The organism is Streptomyces sp. GQFP (assembly GCF_021545335.1).
GTDB lineage: Bacteria > Actinomycetota > Actinomycetes > Streptomycetales > Streptomycetaceae > Streptomyces.
In genome coordinates, this window is record NZ_CP089312.1 from 6,103,826 (window position 1) to 6,125,062 (window position 21,237).

At 69.0% G+C, this 21,237-nt stretch carries 25 protein-coding genes; 13 read left to right on the forward strand and 12 right to left on the reverse strand.

Going from position 1 to position 21,237, the window contains the following annotated elements; translation table 11 throughout:
• The first annotated feature begins 200 nt into the window (after positions 1-200).
• On the forward strand, positions 201-533 hold the full coding sequence (gene cutA / locus LUX31_RS27360; protein WP_235477970.1) for a divalent-cation tolerance protein CutA: 333 nt from the start codon (positions 201-203) through the stop codon (positions 531-533).
• Between the two features lie 12 nt (positions 534-545).
• Here the strand turns inward: cutA and LUX31_RS27365 are convergent, their stop codons facing one another.
• Together LUX31_RS27365 and LUX31_RS27370 are read right to left on the reverse strand one after the other, a co-directional pair.
• Positions 546-1,520 carry an XRE family transcriptional regulator gene (locus LUX31_RS27365; RefSeq protein WP_235477971.1) on the reverse strand — a complete coding sequence of 325 codons (975 nt, stop codon included), beginning with the start codon at positions 1,518-1,520 and terminating at the stop codon, positions 546-548.
• A 104-nt stretch (positions 1,521-1,624) separates the two neighbouring features.
• On the reverse strand, positions 1,625-1,885 hold the full coding sequence (locus LUX31_RS27370) for a GntR family transcriptional regulator (protein WP_235477973.1): 261 nt from the start codon (positions 1,883-1,885) through the stop codon (positions 1,625-1,627).
• A 600-nt stretch (positions 1,886-2,485) separates the two neighbouring features.
• On the opposite strand from LUX31_RS27370, the gene LUX31_RS27375 reads away from it, so the two are divergent.
• Positions 2,486-2,653, forward strand: coding sequence for a hypothetical protein (locus LUX31_RS27375; protein WP_235477975.1), 168 nt, complete (start codon positions 2,486-2,488; stop codon positions 2,651-2,653).
• The gene (locus LUX31_RS27380) at positions 2,650-2,847 is read left to right on the forward strand and encodes a hypothetical protein (protein ID WP_235477977.1); all 198 of its coding nucleotides are present in this window, start codon (positions 2,650-2,652) and stop codon (positions 2,845-2,847) included. The genes LUX31_RS27375 and LUX31_RS27380 overlap by 4 nt, the downstream gene beginning before the upstream one ends.
• 127 nt (positions 2,848-2,974) lie before the next feature.
• Here the strand turns inward: LUX31_RS27380 and LUX31_RS27385 are convergent, their stop codons facing one another.
• Together LUX31_RS27385 and LUX31_RS27390 are read right to left on the reverse strand one after the other, a co-directional pair.
• Positions 2,975-3,148 (reverse strand): hypothetical protein, encoded by a 174-nt coding sequence (locus LUX31_RS27385; RefSeq protein ID WP_235477978.1) that lies wholly within the window; start codon positions 3,146-3,148, stop codon positions 2,975-2,977.
• Between the two features lie 241 nt (positions 3,149-3,389).
• Entirely contained in the window at positions 3,390-4,367 is a 978-nt protein-coding gene (locus LUX31_RS27390) for a winged helix-turn-helix domain-containing protein (RefSeq protein WP_235477979.1), read from the reverse strand.
• Positions 4,368-4,455: 88 nt separating this feature from the next.
• On the opposite strand from LUX31_RS27390, the gene LUX31_RS27395 reads away from it, so the two are divergent.
• Positions 4,456-5,772: an MFS transporter gene (locus tag LUX31_RS27395; protein WP_235477980.1), complete on the forward strand. Its 1,317-nt coding sequence runs from the start codon at positions 4,456-4,458 to the stop codon at positions 5,770-5,772.
• A gap of 322 nt (positions 5,773-6,094) precedes the next feature.
• Here the strand turns inward: LUX31_RS27395 and LUX31_RS27400 are convergent, their stop codons facing one another.
• The 3 genes from LUX31_RS27400 to LUX31_RS27410 form a co-directional block, all read right to left on the reverse strand.
• Positions 6,095-7,714 (reverse strand): penicillin-binding transpeptidase domain-containing protein, encoded by a 1,620-nt coding sequence (locus LUX31_RS27400; protein WP_443046076.1) that lies wholly within the window; start codon positions 7,712-7,714, stop codon positions 6,095-6,097.
• Between the two features lie 177 nt (positions 7,715-7,891).
• Positions 7,892-9,520 (reverse strand): penicillin-binding transpeptidase domain-containing protein, encoded by a 1,629-nt coding sequence (locus LUX31_RS27405; RefSeq protein ID WP_235477982.1) that lies wholly within the window; start codon positions 9,518-9,520, stop codon positions 7,892-7,894.
• 113 nt (positions 9,521-9,633) lie between these two features.
• The gene (locus LUX31_RS27410) at positions 9,634-11,376 is read right to left on the reverse strand and encodes a dolichyl-phosphate-mannose--protein mannosyltransferase (RefSeq protein WP_235477983.1); all 1,743 of its coding nucleotides are present in this window, start codon (positions 11,374-11,376) and stop codon (positions 9,634-9,636) included.
• 72 nt (positions 11,377-11,448) lie between these two features.
• Between LUX31_RS27410 and rsmI the strand changes: the two genes are divergently transcribed.
• The 4 genes from rsmI to LUX31_RS27430 all read left to right on the forward strand — a co-directional run bounded on the left by rsmI (position 11,449) and on the right by LUX31_RS27430 (position 15,340).
• Entirely contained in the window at positions 11,449-12,315 is an 867-nt protein-coding gene (gene rsmI / locus LUX31_RS27415) for a 16S rRNA (cytidine(1402)-2'-O)-methyltransferase (RefSeq protein WP_235477984.1), read from the forward strand.
• Between the two features lie 178 nt (positions 12,316-12,493).
• Positions 12,494-12,907 carry a hypothetical protein gene (locus LUX31_RS27420; protein WP_235477985.1) on the forward strand — a complete coding sequence of 138 codons (414 nt, stop codon included), beginning with the start codon at positions 12,494-12,496 and terminating at the stop codon, positions 12,905-12,907.
• Between the two features lie 109 nt (positions 12,908-13,016).
• A complete protein-coding gene (locus tag LUX31_RS27425) occupies positions 13,017-13,895 on the forward strand; it encodes a TatD family hydrolase (protein ID WP_235477986.1) in 879 nt (292 codons plus the stop codon).
• Between the two features lie 104 nt (positions 13,896-13,999).
• Positions 14,000-15,340 (forward strand): ubiquitin-like domain-containing protein, encoded by a 1,341-nt coding sequence (locus LUX31_RS27430; RefSeq protein ID WP_328285700.1) that lies wholly within the window; start codon positions 14,000-14,002, stop codon positions 15,338-15,340.
• Between the two features lie 30 nt (positions 15,341-15,370).
• Here LUX31_RS27430 and LUX31_RS27435 read toward each other — a convergent pair whose 3' ends face one another.
• Positions 15,371-15,796 (reverse strand): ATP-binding protein, encoded by a 426-nt coding sequence (locus LUX31_RS27435; RefSeq protein WP_235477987.1) that lies wholly within the window; start codon positions 15,794-15,796, stop codon positions 15,371-15,373.
• Positions 15,797-16,024: 228 nt separating this feature from the next.
• On the opposite strand from LUX31_RS27435, the gene LUX31_RS27440 reads away from it, so the two are divergent.
• Positions 16,025-16,876, forward strand: coding sequence for a helix-turn-helix domain-containing protein (locus tag LUX31_RS27440; protein WP_235477988.1), 852 nt, complete (start codon positions 16,025-16,027; stop codon positions 16,874-16,876).
• 8 nt (positions 16,877-16,884) lie between these two features.
• Positions 16,885-17,124 (forward strand): DUF397 domain-containing protein, encoded by a 240-nt coding sequence (locus tag LUX31_RS27445; protein WP_235480078.1) that lies wholly within the window; start codon positions 16,885-16,887, stop codon positions 17,122-17,124.
• Between the two features lie 140 nt (positions 17,125-17,264).
• Here the strand turns inward: LUX31_RS27445 and LUX31_RS27450 are convergent, their stop codons facing one another.
• The 3 genes from LUX31_RS27450 to LUX31_RS27460 are packed head-to-tail and all read right to left on the reverse strand — an operon-like array spanning position 17,265 to position 17,907.
• Positions 17,265-17,468, reverse strand: a complete 204-nt coding sequence (locus tag LUX31_RS27450; protein ID WP_235477989.1) for a hypothetical protein — start codon at positions 17,466-17,468, stop codon at positions 17,265-17,267.
• Entirely contained in the window at positions 17,465-17,707 is a 243-nt protein-coding gene (locus tag LUX31_RS27455) for a hypothetical protein (protein ID WP_235477990.1), read from the reverse strand. The genes LUX31_RS27450 and LUX31_RS27455 overlap by 4 nt, the downstream gene beginning before the upstream one ends.
• A complete protein-coding gene (locus tag LUX31_RS27460) occupies positions 17,704-17,907 on the reverse strand; it encodes a hypothetical protein (protein ID WP_235477991.1) in 204 nt (67 codons plus the stop codon). Before LUX31_RS27460 ends, LUX31_RS27455 begins: the two co-directional genes overlap by 4 nt.
• A 173-nt stretch (positions 17,908-18,080) precedes the next feature.
• Here LUX31_RS27460 and LUX31_RS27465 point away from each other — a divergent pair, with 173 nt between their 5' ends.
• The 3 genes from LUX31_RS27465 to LUX31_RS27475 all read left to right on the forward strand — a co-directional run bounded on the left by LUX31_RS27465 (position 18,081) and on the right by LUX31_RS27475 (position 20,110).
• Positions 18,081-18,836: a DUF6879 family protein gene (locus tag LUX31_RS27465; protein WP_235477992.1), complete on the forward strand. Its 756-nt coding sequence runs from the start codon at positions 18,081-18,083 to the stop codon at positions 18,834-18,836.
• Positions 18,837-18,850: 14 nt separating this feature from the next.
• The gene (locus LUX31_RS27470; protein WP_235477993.1) at positions 18,851-19,702 is read left to right on the forward strand and encodes a helix-turn-helix domain-containing protein; all 852 of its coding nucleotides are present in this window, start codon (positions 18,851-18,853) and stop codon (positions 19,700-19,702) included.
• A gap of 213 nt (positions 19,703-19,915) precedes the next feature.
• Positions 19,916-20,110, forward strand: a complete 195-nt coding sequence (locus LUX31_RS27475) for a hypothetical protein (protein ID WP_235477994.1) — start codon at positions 19,916-19,918, stop codon at positions 20,108-20,110.
• A gap of 37 nt (positions 20,111-20,147) precedes the next feature.
• Here the strand turns inward: LUX31_RS27475 and LUX31_RS27480 are convergent, their stop codons facing one another.
• Positions 20,148-21,143 carry an STM4015 family protein gene (locus LUX31_RS27480; protein WP_235477995.1) on the reverse strand — a complete coding sequence of 332 codons (996 nt, stop codon included), beginning with the start codon at positions 21,141-21,143 and terminating at the stop codon, positions 20,148-20,150.
• Between the last annotated feature and the right edge of the window lie 94 nt (positions 21,144-21,237).

A 21,237-nucleotide genomic window follows, 5' to 3' on the forward strand; every position in this document is an offset into this window, starting at 1 on the left:
GCCGCCCCTACCCGTCCCGTCCTTCTGGGGGCTGCGCCCCCAGACCCCCGCTCCGGCCCTGAACGGGCCTCGTCCTCAAACGCCGGACGGGCTGAAAGATCCAGCCCCTCCGGCGTTTGAGGAGCACCCGCCCCACCCCGCGCTCCGCTCGACTTCGATGACCTCGGTTACGCGGGACGCTCGGGGATATGGTCGCTCGTATGGCTGAGTACGTGCAGGTGTCGACGGCGACGGAGACGCGAGAGCAGGCGGTGGAGCTGGCTCGGTCGGTGGTCACCGGCCGACTGGCGGCCGGAGCACAGATCGTTGGCCCGGTTGTCTCCGTCTTCTGGCATGAGGGTCAGTTCGGAACTGGTGAGGAGTGGCAACTCCTGCTGAAGACCAGGACGGACAGGTACGCCGAGTTGGAGTCGCGTCTGTTGAGGGATCACCCGTGGAAGAACCCGGAGGTGTCGGCCGTGCCGATCACGGCCGGGTCGGAGGCGTATCTCCGTTGGGTGAGCGCGATCGTAGGTCCGCCGGAGTCCGAGTGAATCGTTCAGCGGTCAGGCTCGGGTTTTCTCAAGAACGTCGGTGACGGCTGGGATGTCCTGGTGCTGACTGAGCTGTCCCAGAACCGGTGCGAGCCGTTGCCGAGGCCGTACGGAGGAGACCCCGGCGCAGAGGTCGAGGGCGCGGCCGGTGACGGCGGCGGCTTGCTCGACCTCTCCGGCCGTCATGTACGACTCGGCGAGCCATGACAGGTACAGGCTCTTGTCCCGTGCATGGGCGTCGTCGTACTGAGCCAGGGCGCTCTCCAGGGCGGGAATCGCGCGCAGCGGGCGCCGGAGTTCCGTCCAGCAGCGGCCGGTCATGATCCGTAGTTCGTTCTCGTCGACCCATGCGACCCAGTCGGGTTGCGGCTCGTCGCTGGTCTCGGTGAGCGCGGCGCCTGCGGTCTCCAGGGCGCGTTCCGTCTCGTCGGCGAGTCCGGCGACGGCGTACGCCCAAGCCAGCCGCTCATACAACAGTGCGCGCACTCCTGACGGTGCGACAGGGCCCGCGGTCTCGCAGGATCGGGCTGCGGTCTCTATTCCCGCCTGACGGTCGCCGTTGACCTTCTGGTAGGCGAGGAAGGCGAGCGCGTTGCCCGCGAGCGCCGCGTCTCCGGCGTCCGTGGCTGCCTGGTAGCTGTCCTCGTACAGGCCGGTCGCGTCGTTGTGTACGCCGCCATCGAATGCGGCCCAACCGGCTTGCTGTGCCTGCTCGGCAAGCACGGAGAGCAGGGCCCGGCCGGTCTCCTCGGTGTAGGTGGCTTCGCGGATGAGGGCTTTCGTGGCCTGGTACTCCCCGAGGTAGACCAGGTACGTGTCCCCGCCGCCCAGGATGTCGTCAAGCCGGCGCAGGCGCGCTGTACGTTCCCGTAGCCGCTGGGGGAAGTCGCTTCCGGCCCGGCGGCCCGTCAGAGAGCGGGTGAGGTCGGGGAGCCCTACGGCGAGCCCGGCCACGGCCGACGCCTTGAAGAATTCCCTGCGCTGCACGTCGTCTCCGTCTCTGCCGACGGCGGTGGCATGTGCGGGCGTGGGGAGCACTCGGCGTAGGGGGTGTGTCTCCCACTTGCGCGGGGCGAGCCGGACGCCGTACGTCAGTCGACGGACTCGCCACCCTTGGTGGGCTTGTCCACCACGTACACGCCCATGCCCGTGACCGTCTCCACGAGACCCTCGTCCTTCAGCACCTTCACGGCCTTCCGCAAGGTGTCGCGAGCTACGCCGAATTCGGCTTCCAGCTCGACAAGGCTCGGGATGCGACGGCCGGGCGGGATGCTCCCGGCCTCGATGCGGGCGCGCACGATCGCGGCAATCTGACGGTACGGCGGGACCGGCCCCTCCCGATCAATACTCATGATCGGGACAGTAGGCGGCGAGCGTGTACCTGCCATAGCTACCCTAGAGGGTAGACGGGGGTAGTACACCTCCCTTACGCTGCCAAGACGCGAAGACCCCCGCGACCGTGCGACCGGTCCGGGGGCGCGGCCCACCAACTGATTGGGAGTTGATGAACATGGCCGAGCGTAGCGCGGCTGCGCTGCACTGGCTTGTGGTGCCCCTGGCCGTATGGGGGCTCACCCGGCTGTTCCCGCCCACCGGCACCCGCCGGAAGGTGCCGACAGCAATTCGAACCGTCGTGACCTGCAAAGAAGTAAAGGATGATGCGCGCCTGGTAGCACGAGTGCCCGCTCAGCGTCGGTCGCCGTACAGCGCTGACCGGGGAGTGCTCGACGGTTCCGCATCCCGGCTGTCGCGGCCGTACCTGCCCGCTCTCGCCGACATGACGCCCGAGGTGCCTTCGAGTCCGCGTACGGCGGGGAATGCGTGGTCCAATTCGGCAGGCGTACCGCCCTCGTGCTGGCCGCGGACTTCGGGCTCGACCTCGACGCCCGCAACATTCACGCCGCGCTGAACGGGGTGGGGTCCCGATGACCGGCCCGAGGATCAGAGCGTCCGTGAAGCTCGCCGAAGACGCCATGCTGCGCGCCTACCGGCTGTGGCACGAGCACACCCGCAAGTGCGCCGACGCCTGCAAGGGCGCGGGCAAGGCGCTGGACGGCTGCGAGACCGGGCGGGAACTGTGGGCGGCCTACCGCCGCGCCTACGCCGGGGAGTCTCGATGACGACACCGATGAACACAGACCGGCGCGGGAAGGCGCGCGCGTCTCTCTTCCACGGCGCCCCAATCCTCAGCGAGTTGGGCGCCTGCGTCCGTCCCCACGGACACGACGGGGACCACAGCGACCCCTGGGACCGCAGGTGGAACGTGAACCTGTTCCACCCCAGGGTCAACACCGACAAGGGGGCGGGTGAGTGATGAACTCACCTGTGGAACAGTCGAGTTGGATGCCGGAACACCCGTACGTGTCCGGGCGCTGCACGATCGGCACCCATGACCGGTGCCGGGACGCGGAGCCCCGGGACAGCGGTGTTCCCGGAGTGCGCTAGCCGAAATTTGGTCGCTGGAGCGGGTGGAGGCGGCTGGCGGTACCGGCCTCTTCCTCGAAGACGACCGGGTCCTCGATCCCGGCCTCGGCCAGGACGAGGTTCTGCCGGGCGATCGACTGCTGGTCGATCGATACCCGCTTGTAGACGAGATTGGCCACGCTCTTCCCCATCGGATCTCATTGGATCCGAGTCGTCGTCAGGCCCCGAAAATCTGGGGTTCATTGGACGTCCGCCCAACCTGTCGTCATTCGATCGTTTGCCGACAGAGAGGGCGGCCGGGGCGAGGGTGTGGCTATTCGGGCAGCGATCTGTCCTGGACGACGTTCTTCATGACCAGGTGGAAGTCAGGCGTTGGACGCCTGGGAGTCGGACGATCTGCTGGTCGTAGAGCTGCTGTGCTGATCCGAGCCCTCAGCCCGAACGGGCGACCAGTGCCTCGCCGAGCGGGGTGCGCCGGTAGAGCACCGACCGTCCGGACCGGGCGCGGACGAGCAGTCCCGCGCCTCGCAGGATGGCGAGGTGGTCTCCTACCGCGCCGGGTGTCATGGCGAGGCTTCGGGCGAGGTGGCTGGTACTGGCCGGGGCGTCCAGCGCCAACAGCAGCCGGGCTCGGGACCGGCCGATCAGAGCGGTCAGCGCGTCCGGTCGAGGGACGCTCTCCTGTTCGCCCCACAGGGCGGCGGTGCCGCGGGCACGATAGATCAAGGTCCTGGGCCAGGGGTCTTCCAGGTGGGCGGCGATATGCCCGACGAAGACCGAAGGGATCAGCAGCAGCCCGTCGCCGGCGAGGCGGACCGTTCCGCCTCGGAAGAAGCCGACCTCGATACCGCCGGCGCGCCAGGCGATGCCCGGGTGCAGGCTCTCGATGGTCGTGGCCCATCCGTGTTCGCCGATCACACCCACCCGGTGCACGACATCGCGCTCACAGATCGCGCGCAGTTGCGGCCAGTCCGCGGCGAGCAGCTCGTGCCATGCCCGGTCCATCGCCTCGGCGATCCTGGAGACGGCGTCCGGCGAATCCAGCACCGCGCGTACGCGGGGATCGCGGGCGGACGGGCCGGTCGCGGTGGTGGCGAATTCGTGGCGGGCCGCTTCCAGCGGTGTGGCCCGGATCATGGCCAGGTCGTCTGCCCAGGTCTGGTTGAGGCCGCGCGGAGGCGGGGCGACGAAGTTCGGTCCTGATTGCGGGGCCTGCAGAGCGAGGGCGGCGTCCAGTTCGGTCTCGCGGCGAAGCCGTTCAAAGGCCGGCATGAGCCGGGCGGCCCAGGCTCGCGGCAGCGGCTGGCCCTGGCCGATGAGCGAGCGCAGCAGCAAGCAGAGGTCCAGCGCGGGCGACAGCGCGAAGCGGCTGCGCAGCAGGTCCTCGACGGAGACTTCGAAGCGCAGCACCCTGCCACGCTACCGCGGGACATTGTTCCGATTCGTCCAGCGACGAATCATTGGTGAGTGGCGTGGGCGCACGGCGAGGCTGCGCGTCATGACCCCAACCGCCGAGCCCGCGCAGGGCAACCGCCGTGCCACCTACCGGGAGGTGCTGGCCGAGCCGCGATTCCGGCTGCTCTTCTCAACCCGCGCCGTCGCGATCACTGCGGACGCGCTGCGGATCACCACGTTCTCGGTTCTGGTCTTCTCGGCCACCGGCTCTGCGCTGCTGAGCGCAGTGGCCTTCGGCATCGGCTTCATCCCGCAGCTGTTCGGTTCGCTGTTGCTGGGCTCACTGGCCGACCGACTGCCGCCCCGCGCGCTCATCACCGGCGGCTACACCTTGACGTGCGCCGCCGCCCTGGTGCTCGCCCTGGTGCGGATGCCGATCGCGGCAAGCCTCGGTGTCGTGGCGCTGGTCGCCCTCGCCACACCGGTGTTTCACGGCGCGTCGAGTCGGCTGGTCGCGCAGTCGCTGGAGGGCGACGCCTATGTACTGGGCCGTTCACTGAACAACATCGCTGGCGCCGGCGCGCAATTGTTCGGCCTGGCGCTGGGAGGCGCGGTCGTCGCGGCACTTGGCCCGCGCCGGGCGCTCGCGGTCAGCGCCGTCCTTTACCTCGGCTGCGCGCTTGCTATCCGTATCCGACTGCCCCGGCTGCAGCCGGGAGAGTTCGGCGACATACCCGGCAGCGCTGGGGGCGATGGCGGGGCCGTCCGTGCAAGCCTGCAGGGTGCGGGCCTGCTGCTACGCGGACGCATGGTGCGACGACTGATGCTGGCCCAGTGGCTGCCGCCCGCGTTCGTAGCGGGCGCGGAAGGTCTCATCGTCTCCTACGTGGGAGAACGCCACTTCGCGCCCGGCTGGTACGCGGTGCTGATGGGCTGTCTGCCGGTCGGCATGCTTGTCGGTGACCTGCTGGTGGGTCGACTGCTACGGCCACGTGCCCGGGAGCGACTGGTAGTCCCGTTGGTTGCGCTGGCGGGGCTGCCGCTGATCGGCTTTGCTGCCGAGCCCGGAGTGGGCGTCTCGTCCTGTCTGCTGCTGGTCAGCGGCCTCGGATTCGCCTACGGTCTCGGCCTGCAACGCCCGTTTCTGGACGCCCTGCCGCAGGATGGCCAAGGTCAGGCCTTCGGCTTGCTCGGCTCCGGCAGCATGACGCTGCAGGGCGTCGGGCCGGTTTGCTTGGGCTTGGCGGCCGCAGGCATTGGAACAGGCGGCGCAATTGCCCTGGCAGGCGGCGCGGTGGCTCTTACCGCTGGCTGGATTCTCACCTGGCACCTGTCCACCTCCCCGGTCCCCGTCCCGAACTACTCAACGGGATCAGAGAACGGCACCGAACAGCATGCGTGTAGTTCTCCCGCGCAGTAACCGTCGCAGGTCGGGTCGGCCGCGAGCCGTCACGCACCCCACCGCCGCGTCGAACAGCGCCTTCGGCCCCTCCCTGGTCGTCCAGGCCCGCGCGTCCAGGCGGCCGACCGCCCCGCGTAACCTCTCATCTGGCCCCTGCGCGATGCGTCGCGCAGGGGCCGGCGCATGTTTGGCGGGAGTAGATCGTCAGAAGGGCAAGTGCCGACCTACCTCCAACTCGCTGCGGCGGGGGCGGGTGGGCGGCAGAGCTCGGGCGACGCCAGACGTTTTTCGAGGGCGCCCCGCAAACGGACCCAGACGGGCGGGTGGGCGGGCGAAAAAACTACCCCCCAGCCTTCAGCAGCGCCGCAACAATCGGCCCCGCCGTGCTCCCCCCGTGCCCGCCCTGCACAACCACACCCGCGCCCGCCAGATCCCCCCGGTACGCCGTGAACCAACCGTTCGGCTGTTCCTGGCCGTCGACCTCCGCCGACCCCGTCTTCGCCCCGTAGTCAGGGCCCAGCCCAACCATCGCCTCGGCCGCCGTCCCGTACGCCGCCGTGTACTGCATCAGCTCCCGCAGCTGCGACAGCGTCGACGACGACATCGTCCGGGAGGCGGTCGCCAGCGTGCGGCCGTCCACCTCCGCCGACACCAGGTACGGCTGCCGGAACACCCCGGACTCCACCGTCGCCGCCACCGACGCCATGTTCAGCGGGTTCATACGGACCCCGCCCTGCCCGATCAACGACGCCGCCATCTGCGCCTGCGACTGCACCGGTACCGACCCGTCGAAGGTCGAGACCCCGATCGCCCAGTTGTCCATGCCGAGGCCGAACACCTGCTGCGCCTGCTTGGTCAGGCTGTCGTTGTCGAGCTTCTTCGCCTGGCTGATGAAGGCCGTGTTGCAGGACCGCGCGAAACTCGCCTTGAAGGTGCCGCCCTTGATCTCGAACTCGTCGTCGTTCTGGAACTTCCAGCCGCCGTACGTCGAGTACTTCGGGCAGGGGTGCGCCTTGTCCGCCGACGCCAGCCCCTTCTCGATCAGCAGCGACGACGTGATCACCTTCATCGTCGAACCGGGCGCGAGCGAACCCTGGAACGCCGTGTTGAAGCCGTGGGATTGATTCGCCACCGCCAGGATCTCGCCCGTCGACGGACGGATGAGGACCACGGACGACTTCGCCTTCTTCGCGACCTGCGCCTCCGCCGCCGCCTGCAGCGACGGGCTCAGCGTCGTCTTCACCACACCCGGCGTGCCCTTGCTCAGCTCCAGCAGGGTCTTGTCGGCCGACTTCGCCGCCTTGGACGCCGTACCCCGGACGACCTGAAGCTCGATGCCCGCCTTGCCGCCCGCCTTGTCGCCGTATTTCTCGCGCAGGCTGTCCAGGACGGTGCCCAGCGACGGGTACTTCTTGACCGTCAACTCACCGCCGTCGCGGTCCACCGCCTTGATCGGCGGGGTGCCGGCCTCCCCCGTCAGCAGCTTGTCGCCGTCGGCCAGGTCGGGGTGGATCACCGACGCGTGCCAGTCGACCAGCGGCTTCCCGTCGGACGTACGACGGACCACGGTCAGGGCGCCGGTGTACGCCAGCGGCTTGCTCGTGCCGCCGAACGTCACCGTGCCCTTGACCGAGAAGGGGACCTTGGCGCCCGTCGCCACTCCGGGTGTGATCGTCACACCGGTGATGTGGGCGTCCTTGGTGTAGCCGGTGAGGAGGGTCGATGCTGCTTTCGTCGTGTCGTTCGTGGCTGCCGCCGCTTGGGCGACCTTGCCCGTCTGCCAGGCCGTCAGGAACTGGGTGGAGATCGCCTTGACCTGGGCCGCCGACACCGGGCCCGTCGGCACCTTCGGCTTCTGGTCGGCCGTGGTGGCGGTCGAGGAGCCGTCCTCGGCCGCCGCTCCGCCGCCGTACAGCCCGTAGACGCCGAGACCGGCGCCGCCGACGACCACGGCGATCATCCCGCCGATCACGGCGGGCCTGGTCTTCCGTGCACTTTGCCGCTCGGCGACGTGCCTCTTCTTGCCCCTCTTGCCCACAGCTCCCGATCCTTCGCGGTAATCCCCAGGGTCCCCGTTGCCCTCACTTACACCTCAACGACAACGACCACCCTAGAGTCCCGTCCTGTGCGGGTGAGTTCAGCCGCCGGTCCGTAGCACGGCTGCGACAATCGGGCCGGCCGCGTCGCCGCCGTGGCCGCCCTCCAGGGTCATGGCCGCCGCCGCGATGTCGCCCCGGAACCCGGTGAACCAGCTGTTGGACTTGTCCTGCCCGTCCACCTCGGCGGACCCGGTCTTCGCGCCGATGTCCCCGCTCAGCCCGGACATGGCCTCCTGGGCGGTGCCCTGGGTCGCCGTCATCCGCATCATCTCCTTGAGCTGCGCGGACGTACTCGCCGGCAGCCCCTTCGCCGTCGCCAGCTCACGGTCGTCCAGGTCCGGCGATACGAGATACGGCTGGCGGAACTCACCGGTGATCGCCGTCGCCGTCACCGACGCCATGTTCAGCGGGCTCATCTGGACCTGGCCCTGCCCGATCGCGTTGGCCGCGCGGTCCGGGCCGGGGGAGGCCGGGACGCTGCCGTCGAAGGAGGTGATCCCGGTCTTCCAGTTGTCCTGCCCGAGCCCGAACCGCTCCTGGGCCTCGGTCGTCAGCGACTCGTCGGTGAGCGGGTTCGCCTCGGTGCCGTCGATCAGCTTGATGAAACCGGTGTTGCAGGAGCGCAGGAAGTCATTGGCGAGGGTGGCGCCCTCGTTCGGATCCATGCCCTTGAGGTTGTTGAAGGTCTGGCTCTGCCAGGTCGCGGTCGGCGGGCAGGGCGCCGGGCTGTTCATCGTCGCGACACCGTTGTCGATCAGCATCGCCGACGTGAGGATCTTCATCGTGGAGCCCGGCGCCAACGTGCCCTCGAAGGCCGCGTTGAACTGGTCCGCACGGTGGTTGGCGACCGCCAGCACCTCACCCGTGCTCGGCTGTACGGCGACCACGGACGACTCGGAGTACTGCTTCACCGCCTTCTCGGCGGCGGCCTGCGCGCTCGCGCTGAGCGTCGTCGGGAGCTTGCCCGGGGTGCCCTCGGAGAGGGTCAGCAGCGAGGTGTCGGCCGTCTCGGTGTCCGCGTGCCGGACCATCAGCTCGATGCCCGGCGTACCGCCCGCCTTGTCGCCGTAGCGCGCCCGCAGCGTGTCCAGGATCGGCCCGAGCGACGGGTACTTCTCCTTCGTCAGCACCTTGCCGTCCCGGTCCACGGCCTCGATCGGCGGGTTCGCGGCCTCCCCGGTGACCAGCTTGTCCCCGGAGACGGCGAGGCCGGGGTGCACGACCGACGGCTTCCAGTCGACCAGCGCCCGCCCGGTCGTCGTACCCCGGACGATCGTCAGGCTGCTCTTGTAGGCGAGCGGCTTGCTCTTCCCCTCGTACGACACCGTGGCCTTCACCGAGAACGGCACGGTCGCTCCGGTGGCCGTTCCGGGGGTGATCTTCACCCCGGTGATGTGCGCGTCCGCGCTGTACCCGGTGAGCAGGTTCTTCGCGGGTATCGCGTTGTTGGTGAGGTCGGCGGCGGCCTGCGCCTGCCCCTTCTCCCAGGCCGCGAAGAACTCCTCGCCGGCCTCGGCGATCTCGTCCTTCGACGGCGGCCCGGTCTTCACGCCCGTACCGCTGTCCCCGCTGAGCGCGGACACGACGTTGAACGCGCCGTACCCGGCCCCACCGACCATCACCGTGAACACGGTCCCGATGACGGCGGCCTTCGCTCCCTTGCGCATGTGTAACTTCCCTCCCCGTTGGCCACAGCACTGTAAGTGGCCTGAGGGGCTGCTGTGAGGGAAGTTCCCGTCTTCTTGGCCCAAGAGTGACCAGAGCGACAGGACCCGAGTGACTAGACCCAGGTGTCCAGCCACATCCGCGAACGCCACGAATCGAGCGGAATCGCCGTCCCCGTGTACAGCGGCCAGAAGTAGATGAAGTTCCACGCGATCAGCAGCACCAGTACGCCCGCGCCCGCCGCCCCCACGACCCGGCGGCGTTCGCTCGACCCCGGTGGGCCGACGATCGCGCCGATCATCATCGCCACGGCCAGGCAGAGGAAGGGCAGGAAGACGATCGCGTAGAAGAAGAAGATCGTGCGCTCCTGGTACATGAACCAGGGGAGGTAGCCCGCCGCGACGGCGCAGGCGATCGCGCCCGCGCGCCAGTCGCGCCGGAACAGCCAGCGCCACAGGACGTACAGGACCGCGAAGCAGGCCGCCCACCACAGCAGGGGGGTGCCCAGGGCCAGGACCTCGCGGGCGCACTGCTCGCCCGCGTCCGTGGGGCAGCCGTCCTTGCCGGGTGCGGGGGACTCGTAGAAGAACGAGACCGGGCGGCCCAGGACGAGCCAACTCCACGGGTTGGACTGGTAGTTGTGCGGGGAACTCAGGCCCACGTGGAACTCGTACACCGCGTGCTCGTAGTGCCAGAGGCTGCGCCACCAGTCCGGGAACAGCCAGGTCCAGCTGCCGCCCTTGCCCTCGGTGGCCGCCCAGTTGCGGTAGTAGCCGCCGGTGCCGTCCGACGGGGAGAGGATCCACGCCGTCCAGGACAGGATGTACGTGAGGATCGCGACCGGGACCGTCGCGAGGAACGCCCAGCCCAGGTCGCGCTTGATGACCGCCTCGTACGGGTGGCGGGCGCCGGCGACCTTGCGGGAGCCGACGTCCCACAGCACCGCCATCACACAGAACGCGACCAGGATGTACAGGCCGTTCCACTTCGTGCCGATGGCCAGGCCCAGCATCAGGCCCGCCGTCCAGCGCCAGGGGCGGAAGCCGAAGCGGGTCGTCTCGGCGACGTGCGCGTCCGGCCGTACGACACCGTCGGCGTCCGGCGGTAGCGCCGCCGCCAGCCGTTCGCGGGCCTTGTCGCGGTCGATGATCAGGCAGCCGAAGGCGGCGAGGACGAAGAACTGCAGGACGCCGTCGAGCAGCGAGGTGCGGCTCATCACGAAGGCGAGGCCGTCCACGGCCATCAGGGCGCCCGCCAGGCAGCCCAGGAAGGTCGAGCGGAAGAGGCGGCGGCCGATCCGGCACAGGATCAGGACGGACAGCGTGCCCAGCAGCGCCGTCATGAAGCGCCAGCCGAACGGATTGAACCCGAACATCCATTCGCCGAGCCCGATGACGTACTTGCCGACGGGCGGATGCACGACATAGGCCGGGTCGGACGGGATCGGGACGTTCCCGTCGGACTTCAGGATCAGGTCGTTGACGTTCTTGTCCCAGTTGACCTCGAAGCCGCGGTGGATGAGACCCCACGCGTCCTTCGCGTAGTACGTCTCGTCGAACATCACCCGCTTCGGATTGCCCAGGTCCCAGAAGCGCAGCAGGCCCGCGAGCAGCGTCACCAGCAGCGGGCCGCCCCAGCCCGACCATCGGTTGATCCGGTCGGTGAGGGTCGGCGGCACCCCGAGGGTCGCCCACAACCGGGGGCTCGGCGCGGTGTACGGCGGCACCAGCCGGTCCCGGACGTCGCTTCTCGGCTTCGCCGTGTATCCGTAGCGGCGCAGCCGCTGTTGCCACGACGGCCGCTGCTCTGGCGAGGATGCGCTATGCCGGGTGTCCGTGGAGGGCGCGGTACTGGTCACCGCGCCATCGTAGGGAACAGCGCTGTGTGCGTCCCGTGTAAGGGGTCCTTGGGGCCCTGCGAGGATGGAAACGTGACAGGAACACTGGTTTTGGCGGGCACACCCATCGGCGACATCACGGACGCGCCGCCCCGGCTCGCGGCGGAGCTGTCCGGCGCCGACGTCATCGCGGCCGAGGACACCCGGCGGCTGCGCCGGCTCACGCAGGCGCTCGGGGTGCAGCCCAAGGGGCGCGTGGTGTCGTACTTCGAGGGCAACGAGGCCGCGCGCACCCCCGAGCTGGTGGAGGCGTTGGTCGGCGGCTCGCGGGTGTTGTTGGTCACGGACGCGGGGATGCCGTCCGTCTCCGACCCCGGGTACCGGCTGGTGGCCGCGGCGGTGGAACGCGATGTGAAGGTGACGGCCGTACCCGGTCCGTCCGCCGTTCTCACCGCGCTCGCGCTCTCCGGGCTGCCCGTCGACCGCTTCTGCTTCGAGGGCTTCCTGCCGAGGAAGGCGGGCGAACGGCTGTCGCGGCTGCGGGAGGTGGCCGAGGAGCGGCGCACGCTCGTCTACTTCGAGGCCCCGCACCGCCTCGACGACACCCTCGCCGCCATGGCGGAGGTGTTCGGGTCCGACCGACGGGCCGCCGTCTGCCGCGAACTGACGAAGACGTACGAGGAGGTCAAGCGCGGTCCGCTGGGCGAGCTGGCCGAGTGGGCGGCGGAGGGCGTACGGGGTGAGATCACCGTCGTCGTCGAGGGCGCCTCCGAGAAGGGCGCGGAGGGGCTCGACGCGGCCGAGTTGGTGCGGCGGGTGCGGGTGCGCGAGGAGGCGGGGGAGCGGCGCAAGGAGGCCATCGCGGCCGTCGCCGCCGAGGTGGGGGTGCCCAAGCGGGAGGTGTTCGACGCGGTGGTGGCCGCGAAGAATGCCGCCAATGCGGCGTCCGTCACGCCATAGCGGGGCAAAGGCGGGCGGCGAACGGCAAAGGGCAGGCCTCGGATCCGGGCTGTTCCCACAAGGAATGCCCAAAACGCCTTCAACAGTCGACAGGGGCTGATGCCTTCACGCCGGTGGAGGCGTCCACTGGTTCACAGGGACGCACCCGTCCTGTGTCCAGCGGACAAGAGGAGCTGGCATGAGCGAGATCACCGGCCACCGCAGCACGGCCACCGCCGTCGTTCACGAGTCGTATTCCTTCGCCTGCATGCGTTGCGGGCACGGCTGGGAACAGTCGTACGAGATCGAGCATCACGTCGACGGCAATGGTGCCGACATGGTGATGTACGTGGCGGACGGCCGGGTCGTGCCGTCGCCGCTGACCCGGCCCACCTGCCAGAACTGCGACAACCATGTGGTGCGCATCATGCGGGCGGGGCAGGTGTCCGCTGTGCAGCGGTCGGTGCAGCGGCAGCGGCAGCGGTCGGCTCCTGAGGCGGCGCCTGCGGCCGACGGGGCTGTCGGGGCTGTCGGGGCTGTCGAGGTGCCGAAGGAACCGCATCACTGGCACTTCTCGGATCTTCTCCACCCGTTCCATCGCAAGGCCAGTTAGTTCCGGCGGCTGGGTAGTTTGTTGGCTGCGGCCCCGGTGGGGGCTGGTCGCGCGGTTCCCCGCGCCCCTTAGGGAGTTGCAGGCATGCCTCTTTCGTAGGATCGGGGGCATGCCTGCCAAGTCCGAAACTGCCGAAGCACCGCCGCTGCCCGAGCCCCTCCGTGTGGCGGTGGCCGATTCCCACACCCACCTCGACATGCAGTCCGGGAGCGTCGCGGAGGGGCTTGCCAAGGCCGCTTCGGTCGGGGTGACGACGGTCGTGCAGGTCGGTTGTGACATCAAGGGCTCGCGGTGGGCGGCCGAGACGGCGGCCACGTACGAGAGTGTCCACGCGACCGTCGCCCTGCACCCGAACGAGGCGCCCCGGATCGTCCACGGCGATCCGGACGGCTGGTCCCGGCAGGGCGCGCGGGTCCCCGGCGGAGTTGCGGCCCTGGACGAGGCGCTGGCCGAGATCGACCGGCTGGCCGGGCTCCCGCAGGTCAAGGGTGTGGGAGAGACAGGGCTCGACTACTTCCGTACCGGCCCGGAGGGGAAGTCGGCCCAGGAACGGTCCTTCCGCGCCCACATCGAGATCGCCAAGCGGCACGGCAAGGCGCTGGTCATCCATGACCGGGACGCCCACGCCGACGTCCTGCGGGTGCTGAAGGAGGAGGGCGCCCCTGAGCGGACCGTCTTCCACTGCTACTCCGGCGACGCGGAGATGGCCGAGGTCTGTGCGGCGAACGGCTACTTCATGTCCTTCGCCGGCAACATGACCTTCAAGAACGCCCAGCCACTGCGCGACGCGCTGGCCGTGGCCCCCCTGGAGCTGGTCCTGGTCGAGACGGACGCCCCCTTCCTCACCCCGGCGCCGTACCGAGGCCGCCCCAACGCTCCCTACCTCATCCCGATCACCCTGCGGGCGATGGCCGACGTACGCGGCATCGACGAGGACACCCTGGCGACGGCGATCGCGACGAACACCGCACGCGCCTTCGATTACTGACACGCACTCACGTGCGTTGACGCTCCGTAGTCGCGTCGCTTTGGAGAGTGACGGCCGCTCCGCTAGGTTCTGGTGCCCGTCGCCGGAACCTGGAGCGTGTCGTCGTGAGCAGTTCGCCGCCGTACGAGACGTACAGCACCGTCAGCGGGCCAGAGCCGTACGAGGGGTATGACCCGCACGCCGCCGAGACGGTGGCGTACGGGATGTCGATGCCGGGGCCAGTGACGGTGCCGCTGCCGTACGAGGACACGTACCGGCCCGCCTACGAGCCGCCACCGACCCTCCCCCAGCAGGCGGTCGGCGGGAGGGCCCGGGATCGTCGGGCGGCCAGGCGCCGCAAGGGTTCCGAACGGCCGGACGCCATCCGCAGGCTGCTCCCGCAGGCGCTCGTCGTGGCCTTCCTGGCGGGCGGTACGACGGCCTTCGTCGCCAAGGACAAGGCGATCGAGCTGAGCGTCGACGGCAAGCCGCGCACCCTGCACACCTTCGCCGACGACGTGACCGAACTGCTGGCCGACGAGGGGGTCGCGGTCGGCGCCCACGACGTCGTCGCCCCTGCGCCGGGCACCGCGCTGGCCAGCGGCGACGAGGTCCGCGTCCACTACGGGCGACCCGTACGGATCACTCTGGACGGTGAACGGCGTGAGCTGTGGACGACGGCGCGGACGGTGGACGAGGCACTCAGGCAGCTCGGGGTGCGTGCGGAGGGCGCGTACCTGTCGCTCGCGCGCTCCCAGAAGATCGGTCGCCAGGGCCTCACCATCGACGTCCGCACCGAGCGCACGGTCACGATCATGGCGGACGGCCGGGCCCGCACGATCCGTACGAACGTGGCGACGGTCGGCGAGGCGGTGGCGGAGGCCGGGATCACGCTCCGCGGCGAGGACACGATCTCGGTGGCCGCCGCGAGTTTCCCGCGCGACGGCCAGACGGTGACGGTGCTGCGGGTGACGGGCACGAAGGAGGTACGCGAGGAGCCGATCCCCTACGACGTCCGGCGCACCCAGGACATGTCCTTGTTCAAGGGCACGGAGGTGGTCGACCAGGCGGGCCGACCGGGCCTGCGCCGGGTCACCTTCGCGGTGCGCACGGTCAACGGCGTGAAGGGCAAACCGCGCCGGGTGCGGACGGAGGTGGTGCGCCGGCCAAGGGCCCAGCTGGTGAGGGTGGGCGCGAAACCGCTGCCGACGTCGGTGCAGGGGGCGGATGGTCTGGACTGGGGGTCGCTGGCGGCGTGCGAGTCCGGGGGGCGCCCTGACGCGGTGGACCCGTCGGGGACGTACGGGGGGCTGTACCAGTTCGACACACAGACCTGGCAGAGCCTCGGAGGTGCGGGGCGCCCGCAGGACGCGACGGTGAGTGAACAGACGTTCCGGGCGAAGAAGTTGTATGTGAAGCGGGGGGCGGGGCCTTGGCCGCATTGTGGGGGGCGGTTGCACGGCTGAGCCGCCTTCGTCCTTCGCCTCCGGTTGCGGTTAGGCGACGGCGAGTTCACACCAGACGTACTTGCCCCGGTGCCCGAACCGGGAGAGCGGCTGCCATCCCCAGAGGTCGGAACAGGCCTGGATCATGCCCATGCCTCGTCCGTCTTCCGAGTCGACGAGATGGGTCAACTCCTGTGGAGGCTGCGGCGGTTGGGGGTCGGCGTCCCACGCTCCGATACGGAGTACGCCGGCGGACCAGCGGACGCGCAGGGCGGCGGGGCCCTTGGTGTGCCGTACGGCGTTGCTGACCAGCTCGGTGGCGAGGAGTTCGGCTACGTCGACGAGGCCGATGAGTCCGTGCATGGTGAGGATGAGGCGGAGGGTGCGGCGACTTACGGTGACGGCTCGGGGGTCGTTGGGGATGTAGAGGGAGTACTCCCAGGGGGCGGGCTGGGGGTCCTTGTCGGTTTCGGGCATGCGTCAACTCCCGTTCGGTGGTGGGGGGTTGCGGGGTTGGCGGGCGGTGGCATGCCGCAGCCGTCCTGGCAGGGCGGAGTGGTGCGCTTCCGGGGGTCCCGGGGTTCCGCAGGGTGTGCGTCGCGTCACTGACGGTAGGGCCATAATTTGGGACCGTGCAAGTCGTTGTCGTAATCTGCCCTCGAACGAGGTCCCTGCACCAGGGCAGTTGGGCGCAAGGAGAACTACATGGCACGTAGAAAGCAGCCCACGGCGCGCCAGGAGCGTCTGGGTTCCGAGCTGCGGAAACTACGCGAGGCAGCAGGACTCAAGGGACTGGAAGCCGCTGCATTGCTCGGGACCGACTCGGCCCAGATCAGCCAGATCGAGTTCGGTACAGCGGGCGTGAGTGAGGATCGAGTGCGTCGGCTCGCGGCTCAGTACTCCTGTACGGACGACGAGCTGATCGAAGCCTTGGTGGCGATGGCGACCGACCGGACGCACGGCTGGTGGGAGGAGTACCGGGGCCTGCTGCCCACGTCGTTCCTCGACCTGTCCGAGTTGGAATACCACGCCAACTACCGCTGGGACGTGGACCTTCTGCACATCCCTGGGTTGCTCCAGACGGAGGACTGCGCACGCGCGCTCTTTTCGAGCCGCGTTCCCGAACTCCTTGAGAGTGAGCTGGAGTTGCGCGTCCGGCATCGTATGCAGCGGCGAGTCATCTTCGAGGGTGCTCATCCAGTTCCGTACCAAGCGCTGATCCACGAGGCGGCGCTGCGGATCAAGGTCGGCGGCCGTGCCGCCATGCAGGTCCAGCTCGCCCGCATTCTGGAACTCTCCGACGCCGAACACATCACCGTGCGCGTAATCCCCTTCGACCTGGACAGCTTCGCCGACACCGGAAGCGCCATGTTGTACGTGGGCGGTGCCGTTCCGAAGCTGGACACCGTGGTACGCGATGCCCCCCATGGCGCGGTCCTCATCGACTCCGAGGCTCAACTCGGCGTCTTCCGAACGCATTTCCGTAGAGTGGAGGGGGTGGCGCTTGACCCCGAACGGTCGCGGGACCTCATCCATAGGCTGGCGAAGGAGCTGTGAGGCATTCCATGGACACCCTCGGCAACTGGCGGAAGTCGTCCTACTCCGGCGGCGGCGATGGCAACGGCTGCGTGGAGATCGCCAACTCGCGCACACGCATAGCCGTCCGCGACTCCAAGACCCCGACGCGAGCGGCCCTCGCCTTCCCGATGGGTGCCTTCGTTTCCTTCGTGGAGTCCGTCAAGTCGCCCATCTGCAACGCCTCTTTCGCCCTTCGAGCGGACGGGGGCCGGCCTTTCCCCTCGTAGCGTCGGGACCACGCCAGCCAGCTGCGTGTCCCGGGCTCGTAGGGCCGACAGGACCGGGCCGGGTGGGTGAGAACCCGAGCGGGAACTCACCGTCGCGTGGGTGGCCGAGTCTGTGGATGTGGGTGGGGCTCAAGTAGTGGTCAGGCGGAGTCCGGTTCGCTCACCAGCAGCTCATCACCCGCTCGGAATCGGTCCGCGCCGCCCTCCTCCCAGGCGACGACCACGAACAGGCCGCCCATCGCGCCGATGTCGGTCTTGGTGGTCTTCACCGTGCGCCACTGCCCCTCATAGCCGATGTGGTCACCAGGCCCGAGGAGGGCAGCGACCTTGGTCGGGGTGGTCACCCGTCACCCCTCGCGATCTCGATTCGGTTGAGCGGCACATCCCATTCCCTGCCGCCACCCTCCGGCCGCAGGAACCCTTGCCGGCTGACCACCTTGCCCGACTCCTTGAGACGTTCCTCGATCACGCCGACCAACTGCCCCGTCCGTTCAGAGACGGTGTCCACCACGAGGGTCCCCGCCGGGTATGGCAGTTCGCCATGACTCAGCATCGTCGGCGGCTTCTCCGTCGCCTCCGTCACTCTCGGCCCCCTCGCTGAAGTGCTTGGGCCAGGCGTTCGGCCACGTCGGCACGCACACGCCCCAACTCGACGAGCTTCAGATCAGGGGACGCGATGTCGACGCTCAGGGAGGGGAGGACGATGTCGTTCTCGATGAGTGCTGTTCGCAGGGACTCCATCGCCGCATGAGGGTCGAGGTCCCGCAGCTCCTTCTTGGTCATGAACGGGACGTTAGGGACGAGGGATTGAGGCGCGCGACGGTGTTTTCTCGATATTTCTCGTGCCCTCTCTTGCTTGGCTCGGTTTTTCTCACAAAGGTGGTAGAACCCCATGGTTCGGAGCGGGCGACCCGGTGATGCTGAGGTGATCGGCTTCCGGCGAAAGGACTCTGGTCATGGCCCGACGACTGCGCTTCAACGGCACGGGCAGCGGCGGCGGTTCCTGCCCCGCGATCCATGAGGATCTCGACACGGGCGAGGTCATCGTGCACGGGCCGCGTCTCACCGACCCCGAGGCGCTCGCCCAGCTCCAGCACATCGACGAGGACGAGATCCCGATCGTGATGCCCCGCAACACGCTGATCGACTTCGGGCCGAAGGACCGCGACACCGAACCCCGCATCATCGACCCGGCCACCTTCGCCCGGCTGTTCGAGAACTTCCAGCACAGCGCCTGGCACCTGGAGATGCGCCGCCGCTACACGGTCGACGAACAGACCGACACGTACGCGCAGTTCGCCCGGGGCGAGACGCCGACGTGGGACATGGAAGGGCAGTGGGCCCGCACCATCAGCCCCAAGACACGGGACGGCGCGGCCGTCGGACGCGTCCGCATCGTCGACAACCCGCCGAGCGAGGGACAGCTGTACCTCCTCGCGCATGCCGCGTACAACGATGCGTTGGGCGAAGACGTCCGCAACATGTGGCGGGAGGACGCCCAGCGCGTCAACCTCCCTGACGAGGACTTCTGGATCTTCGACTCGCACATCGTCGCCCTGTGCGTCTTCGACGATGATGACAACCTCACGGGTGCCGAGCTGATCTCGGAGCCGGCGCGCGTCAACCAGTACAACCGGCTGCGCGACGTCGCGCAGCACTACGCCGTTCCGTACAAGGACTTCGCGGCACAACTGGCTGCGAAGGGAGACTAAGCAGGTGGGTGCCGGTGAGCACGGACTATCAGCAGGCCCGCGAAGGGCTCGGGGTGCGGCTCCGGGAACTTCGGCTGTCCGCCCCTGACGGTCGGCTCACCGGTATCGCGCTCGCCCGGAAACTCGGCTGGCCCAACTCGAAGGTCTCGAAGCTGGAGTTGGGCAAGCAGACGGCCACCCCGGAAGACCTTCAGCAGTGGGCCGAGGCATGCGGCCAGCCCGCCGCATACGACGAACTGCGGGCCAGGCTGGCGGGGTTCGAATCGCACATCCGCTCATGGCGTCGCCAACTGACCTCAGGGCACAAGTCCGTCCAGGACGCCGCCGCAGCGGAACACGAGCGGACGCGGGTCCTCACCATCTGGGAGAACTGCCTGATCCCCGGCATGCTGCAAATCCCGGACTACGCCCGCCATGTCTTCGCCCGGCACGCCGAACTCATGCGGTCGCCACGGGACACGGAGGACGCGGTACGTGCCCGAATCCAGCGACAGGAGAAGCTGTACCAGCGAGGCCGCAAGTACCGGATCATGATGTGGGAGGGCGCTCTGCGCTCCCTGGTCTGCCCGCCACCCGTTCTCGTGGCGCAGCTCCACCACCTGGCCGGCGTCATCGGCCTGGACACCGTCGAACTCGGCATCGTTCCGTTCAGCGCCTCGCTGAAGATCTGGCCGGGCAACAGCTTCTGGGTCTACGACGAACGCCTCGTGATTGTCGAGGACTGGCACGCGGAACTGTGGCTCGACGACTCGGACAGCATCGCCACCTACCTGCGGGTCTGGAAGACCCTGTCCGAGTCGGCCGTGTACGGGGCCGACGCCCAGAAGGTCATCAACGCGGCCAGGCATGCGCTGAACCCCCGTTGAGGTCCCACCGAGGTTGGTCCGAGGGGAAGGGCACGGAGGACGCGCCTTTCGTGCCCGACGAGTTGCGGTATCTGGTGGACCACCCCGCGTCCGGTGGGCGGTTCAACGAGCTGTGGCCGTACCTGTGTTCCGAGGGCACCGCCTGGCCGGCGGCCTACGCCTCGGTGCCGCATCTCGTCGGCATCGCCCGTGGTCTTCCTGCTGGTGAGCGCGATGACTACCTGTCTGTACGTCATCGGCCTCGTGGCCATGTGCTCCGGCGGCCTCGGGGAAGTCTCGGACGATCTTCCCGGCGACATCGCGGATGCCTACCGTCGTGCCCTACCCGAGGCCTTGACCCTCAACGACCTCGATGTCTACGCCGAGTGCCAGTCCTGCGGTGAACCCATGCTCGAACTCCCGGACTAGGACCCGACCAGGACCCGACCGGCGAAACACGGAACCCTCAGTAGCTGACTGGCCCCACGCAGATCTCACGCCAGACGGTGCCGTCGCCTCCCACGTACGACTCGGCGTCGTCCTGGTCGAGGTCCATCTCGACGCCCGCGGGTTCGAGTGCCTGGCGTATGCGCTGCCGGAAGGGCTCGCTGAGGAAGTTGTGGTGCAGGTCCAGTCTCTTGAGGTGGGTCAGCGGCTGGCCGCCGAGGAGGGCGGCGGCGCCGTCGTCGCCCAGGGTGCCCAGGGACAGGTCGAGCACGTCCAGCCGGGCGACCACCGGGGCGGACGCCATGGCGGCAGCGACCTCGTCCAGGATCTCGCTGTTGCGGAGGGCCAGGTGCCGCAGCCGGGGCAACCGCGCACCGGACAGGATCGGCTCCAGGTCGGCCACCTCACAACAGTCCACACCCTCGTCCGAGCTGCCCAGCCACAGCTCAAGGTGCTCCAGCGCGGGCAGGTCGCTCGCCCCCACACCACGCACGACCTCAACCGGCAGACCACTGCTTTCCACGGTCAGCCTGCGCAGCGCGGTGTGGCGCAGAGCGGGGAACTCCAGCCTCATCACTCCTTCCATGCTGACGCCCTCCCCCGCGCGCACCCCGAATTCCTCCAGCGCGGGGAAGCCGGCCAGCAGCGGCGTGACGTCGGTCTGGCTGATCCGGGAGAGCTTGCACTCGATGTCCGTGATGTCACCGAGGAACATCGACCGGAGGGCGGGAAGCCGGTCACGCTTGCTCAACAGCGCTTCAATGACCTCGGAGGGATCGTCGGATTCCATGTCGTGCCAGTTGCCGACGATCAGAGCACGGACGCGCGTGGTGTCGACCTCGGCGCAGAAGCGGCCGAACGTCTCCGCCCACGGCTCCTCGGACGTCCACCTCTCGTAACCGATCCGCCAGGCCACGGCGTCTGGCTCAGGCAGCCTCGTTGTCTCGCCGGGCGCGGGAAACGTGAAGGCGGGGAGACCGTACAGCCCCTCAAGGTGGTGGTCCTGGGTTCTCATTCGGGTTGCTCCTGCCGTGCGACGTGTCAGGTGGGCAAGACGTACGGGAGTTCTACCAGTAGCGACTGACAACGTGCCGGTGACACCGGCGGCG

What these genes read in the sequence shown, in the direction of transcription:
- cutA (WP_235477970.1), top strand. Translation starts at nt 201, where the DNA reads ATGGCTGAGTACGTGCAGGTGTCGACGGCGACGGAGACGCGAGAGCAG.
- LUX31_RS27370 (WP_235477973.1), bottom strand. Translation starts at nt 1,885, where the DNA reads ATGAGTATTGATCGGGAGGGGCCGGTCCCGCCGTACCGTCAGATTGCC.
- LUX31_RS27380 (WP_235477977.1), top strand. Translation starts at nt 2,650, where the DNA reads ATGACGACACCGATGAACACAGACCGGCGCGGGAAGGCGCGCGCGTCT.
- LUX31_RS27385 (WP_235477978.1), bottom strand. Translation starts at nt 3,148, where the DNA reads ATGGGGAAGAGCGTGGCCAATCTCGTCTACAAGCGGGTATCGATCGAC.
- LUX31_RS27395 (WP_235477980.1), top strand. Translation starts at nt 4,456, where the DNA reads ATGACCCCAACCGCCGAGCCCGCGCAGGGCAACCGCCGTGCCACCTAC.
- LUX31_RS27400 (WP_443046076.1), bottom strand. Translation starts at nt 7,714, where the DNA reads ATGATCGCCGTGGTCGTCGGCGGCGCCGGTCTCGGCGTCTACGGGCTG.
- LUX31_RS27405 (WP_235477982.1), bottom strand. Translation starts at nt 9,520, where the DNA reads ATGCGCAAGGGAGCGAAGGCCGCCGTCATCGGGACCGTGTTCACGGTG.
- LUX31_RS27420 (WP_235477985.1), top strand. Translation starts at nt 12,494, where the DNA reads ATGAGCGAGATCACCGGCCACCGCAGCACGGCCACCGCCGTCGTTCAC.
- LUX31_RS27425 (WP_235477986.1), top strand. Translation starts at nt 13,017, where the DNA reads ATGCCTGCCAAGTCCGAAACTGCCGAAGCACCGCCGCTGCCCGAGCCC.
- LUX31_RS27435 (WP_235477987.1), bottom strand. Translation starts at nt 15,796, where the DNA reads ATGCCCGAAACCGACAAGGACCCCCAGCCCGCCCCCTGGGAGTACTCC.
- LUX31_RS27440 (WP_235477988.1), top strand. Translation starts at nt 16,025, where the DNA reads ATGGCACGTAGAAAGCAGCCCACGGCGCGCCAGGAGCGTCTGGGTTCC.
- LUX31_RS27445 (WP_235480078.1), top strand. Translation starts at nt 16,885, where the DNA reads ATGGACACCCTCGGCAACTGGCGGAAGTCGTCCTACTCCGGCGGCGGC.
- LUX31_RS27460 (WP_235477991.1), bottom strand. Translation starts at nt 17,907, where the DNA reads ATGACCAAGAAGGAGCTGCGGGACCTCGACCCTCATGCGGCGATGGAG.
- LUX31_RS27465 (WP_235477992.1), top strand. Translation starts at nt 18,081, where the DNA reads ATGGCCCGACGACTGCGCTTCAACGGCACGGGCAGCGGCGGCGGTTCC.
- LUX31_RS27475 (WP_235477994.1), top strand. Translation starts at nt 19,916, where the DNA reads ATGACTACCTGTCTGTACGTCATCGGCCTCGTGGCCATGTGCTCCGGC.
- LUX31_RS27480 (WP_235477995.1), bottom strand. Translation starts at nt 21,143, where the DNA reads ATGAGAACCCAGGACCACCACCTTGAGGGGCTGTACGGTCTCCCCGCC.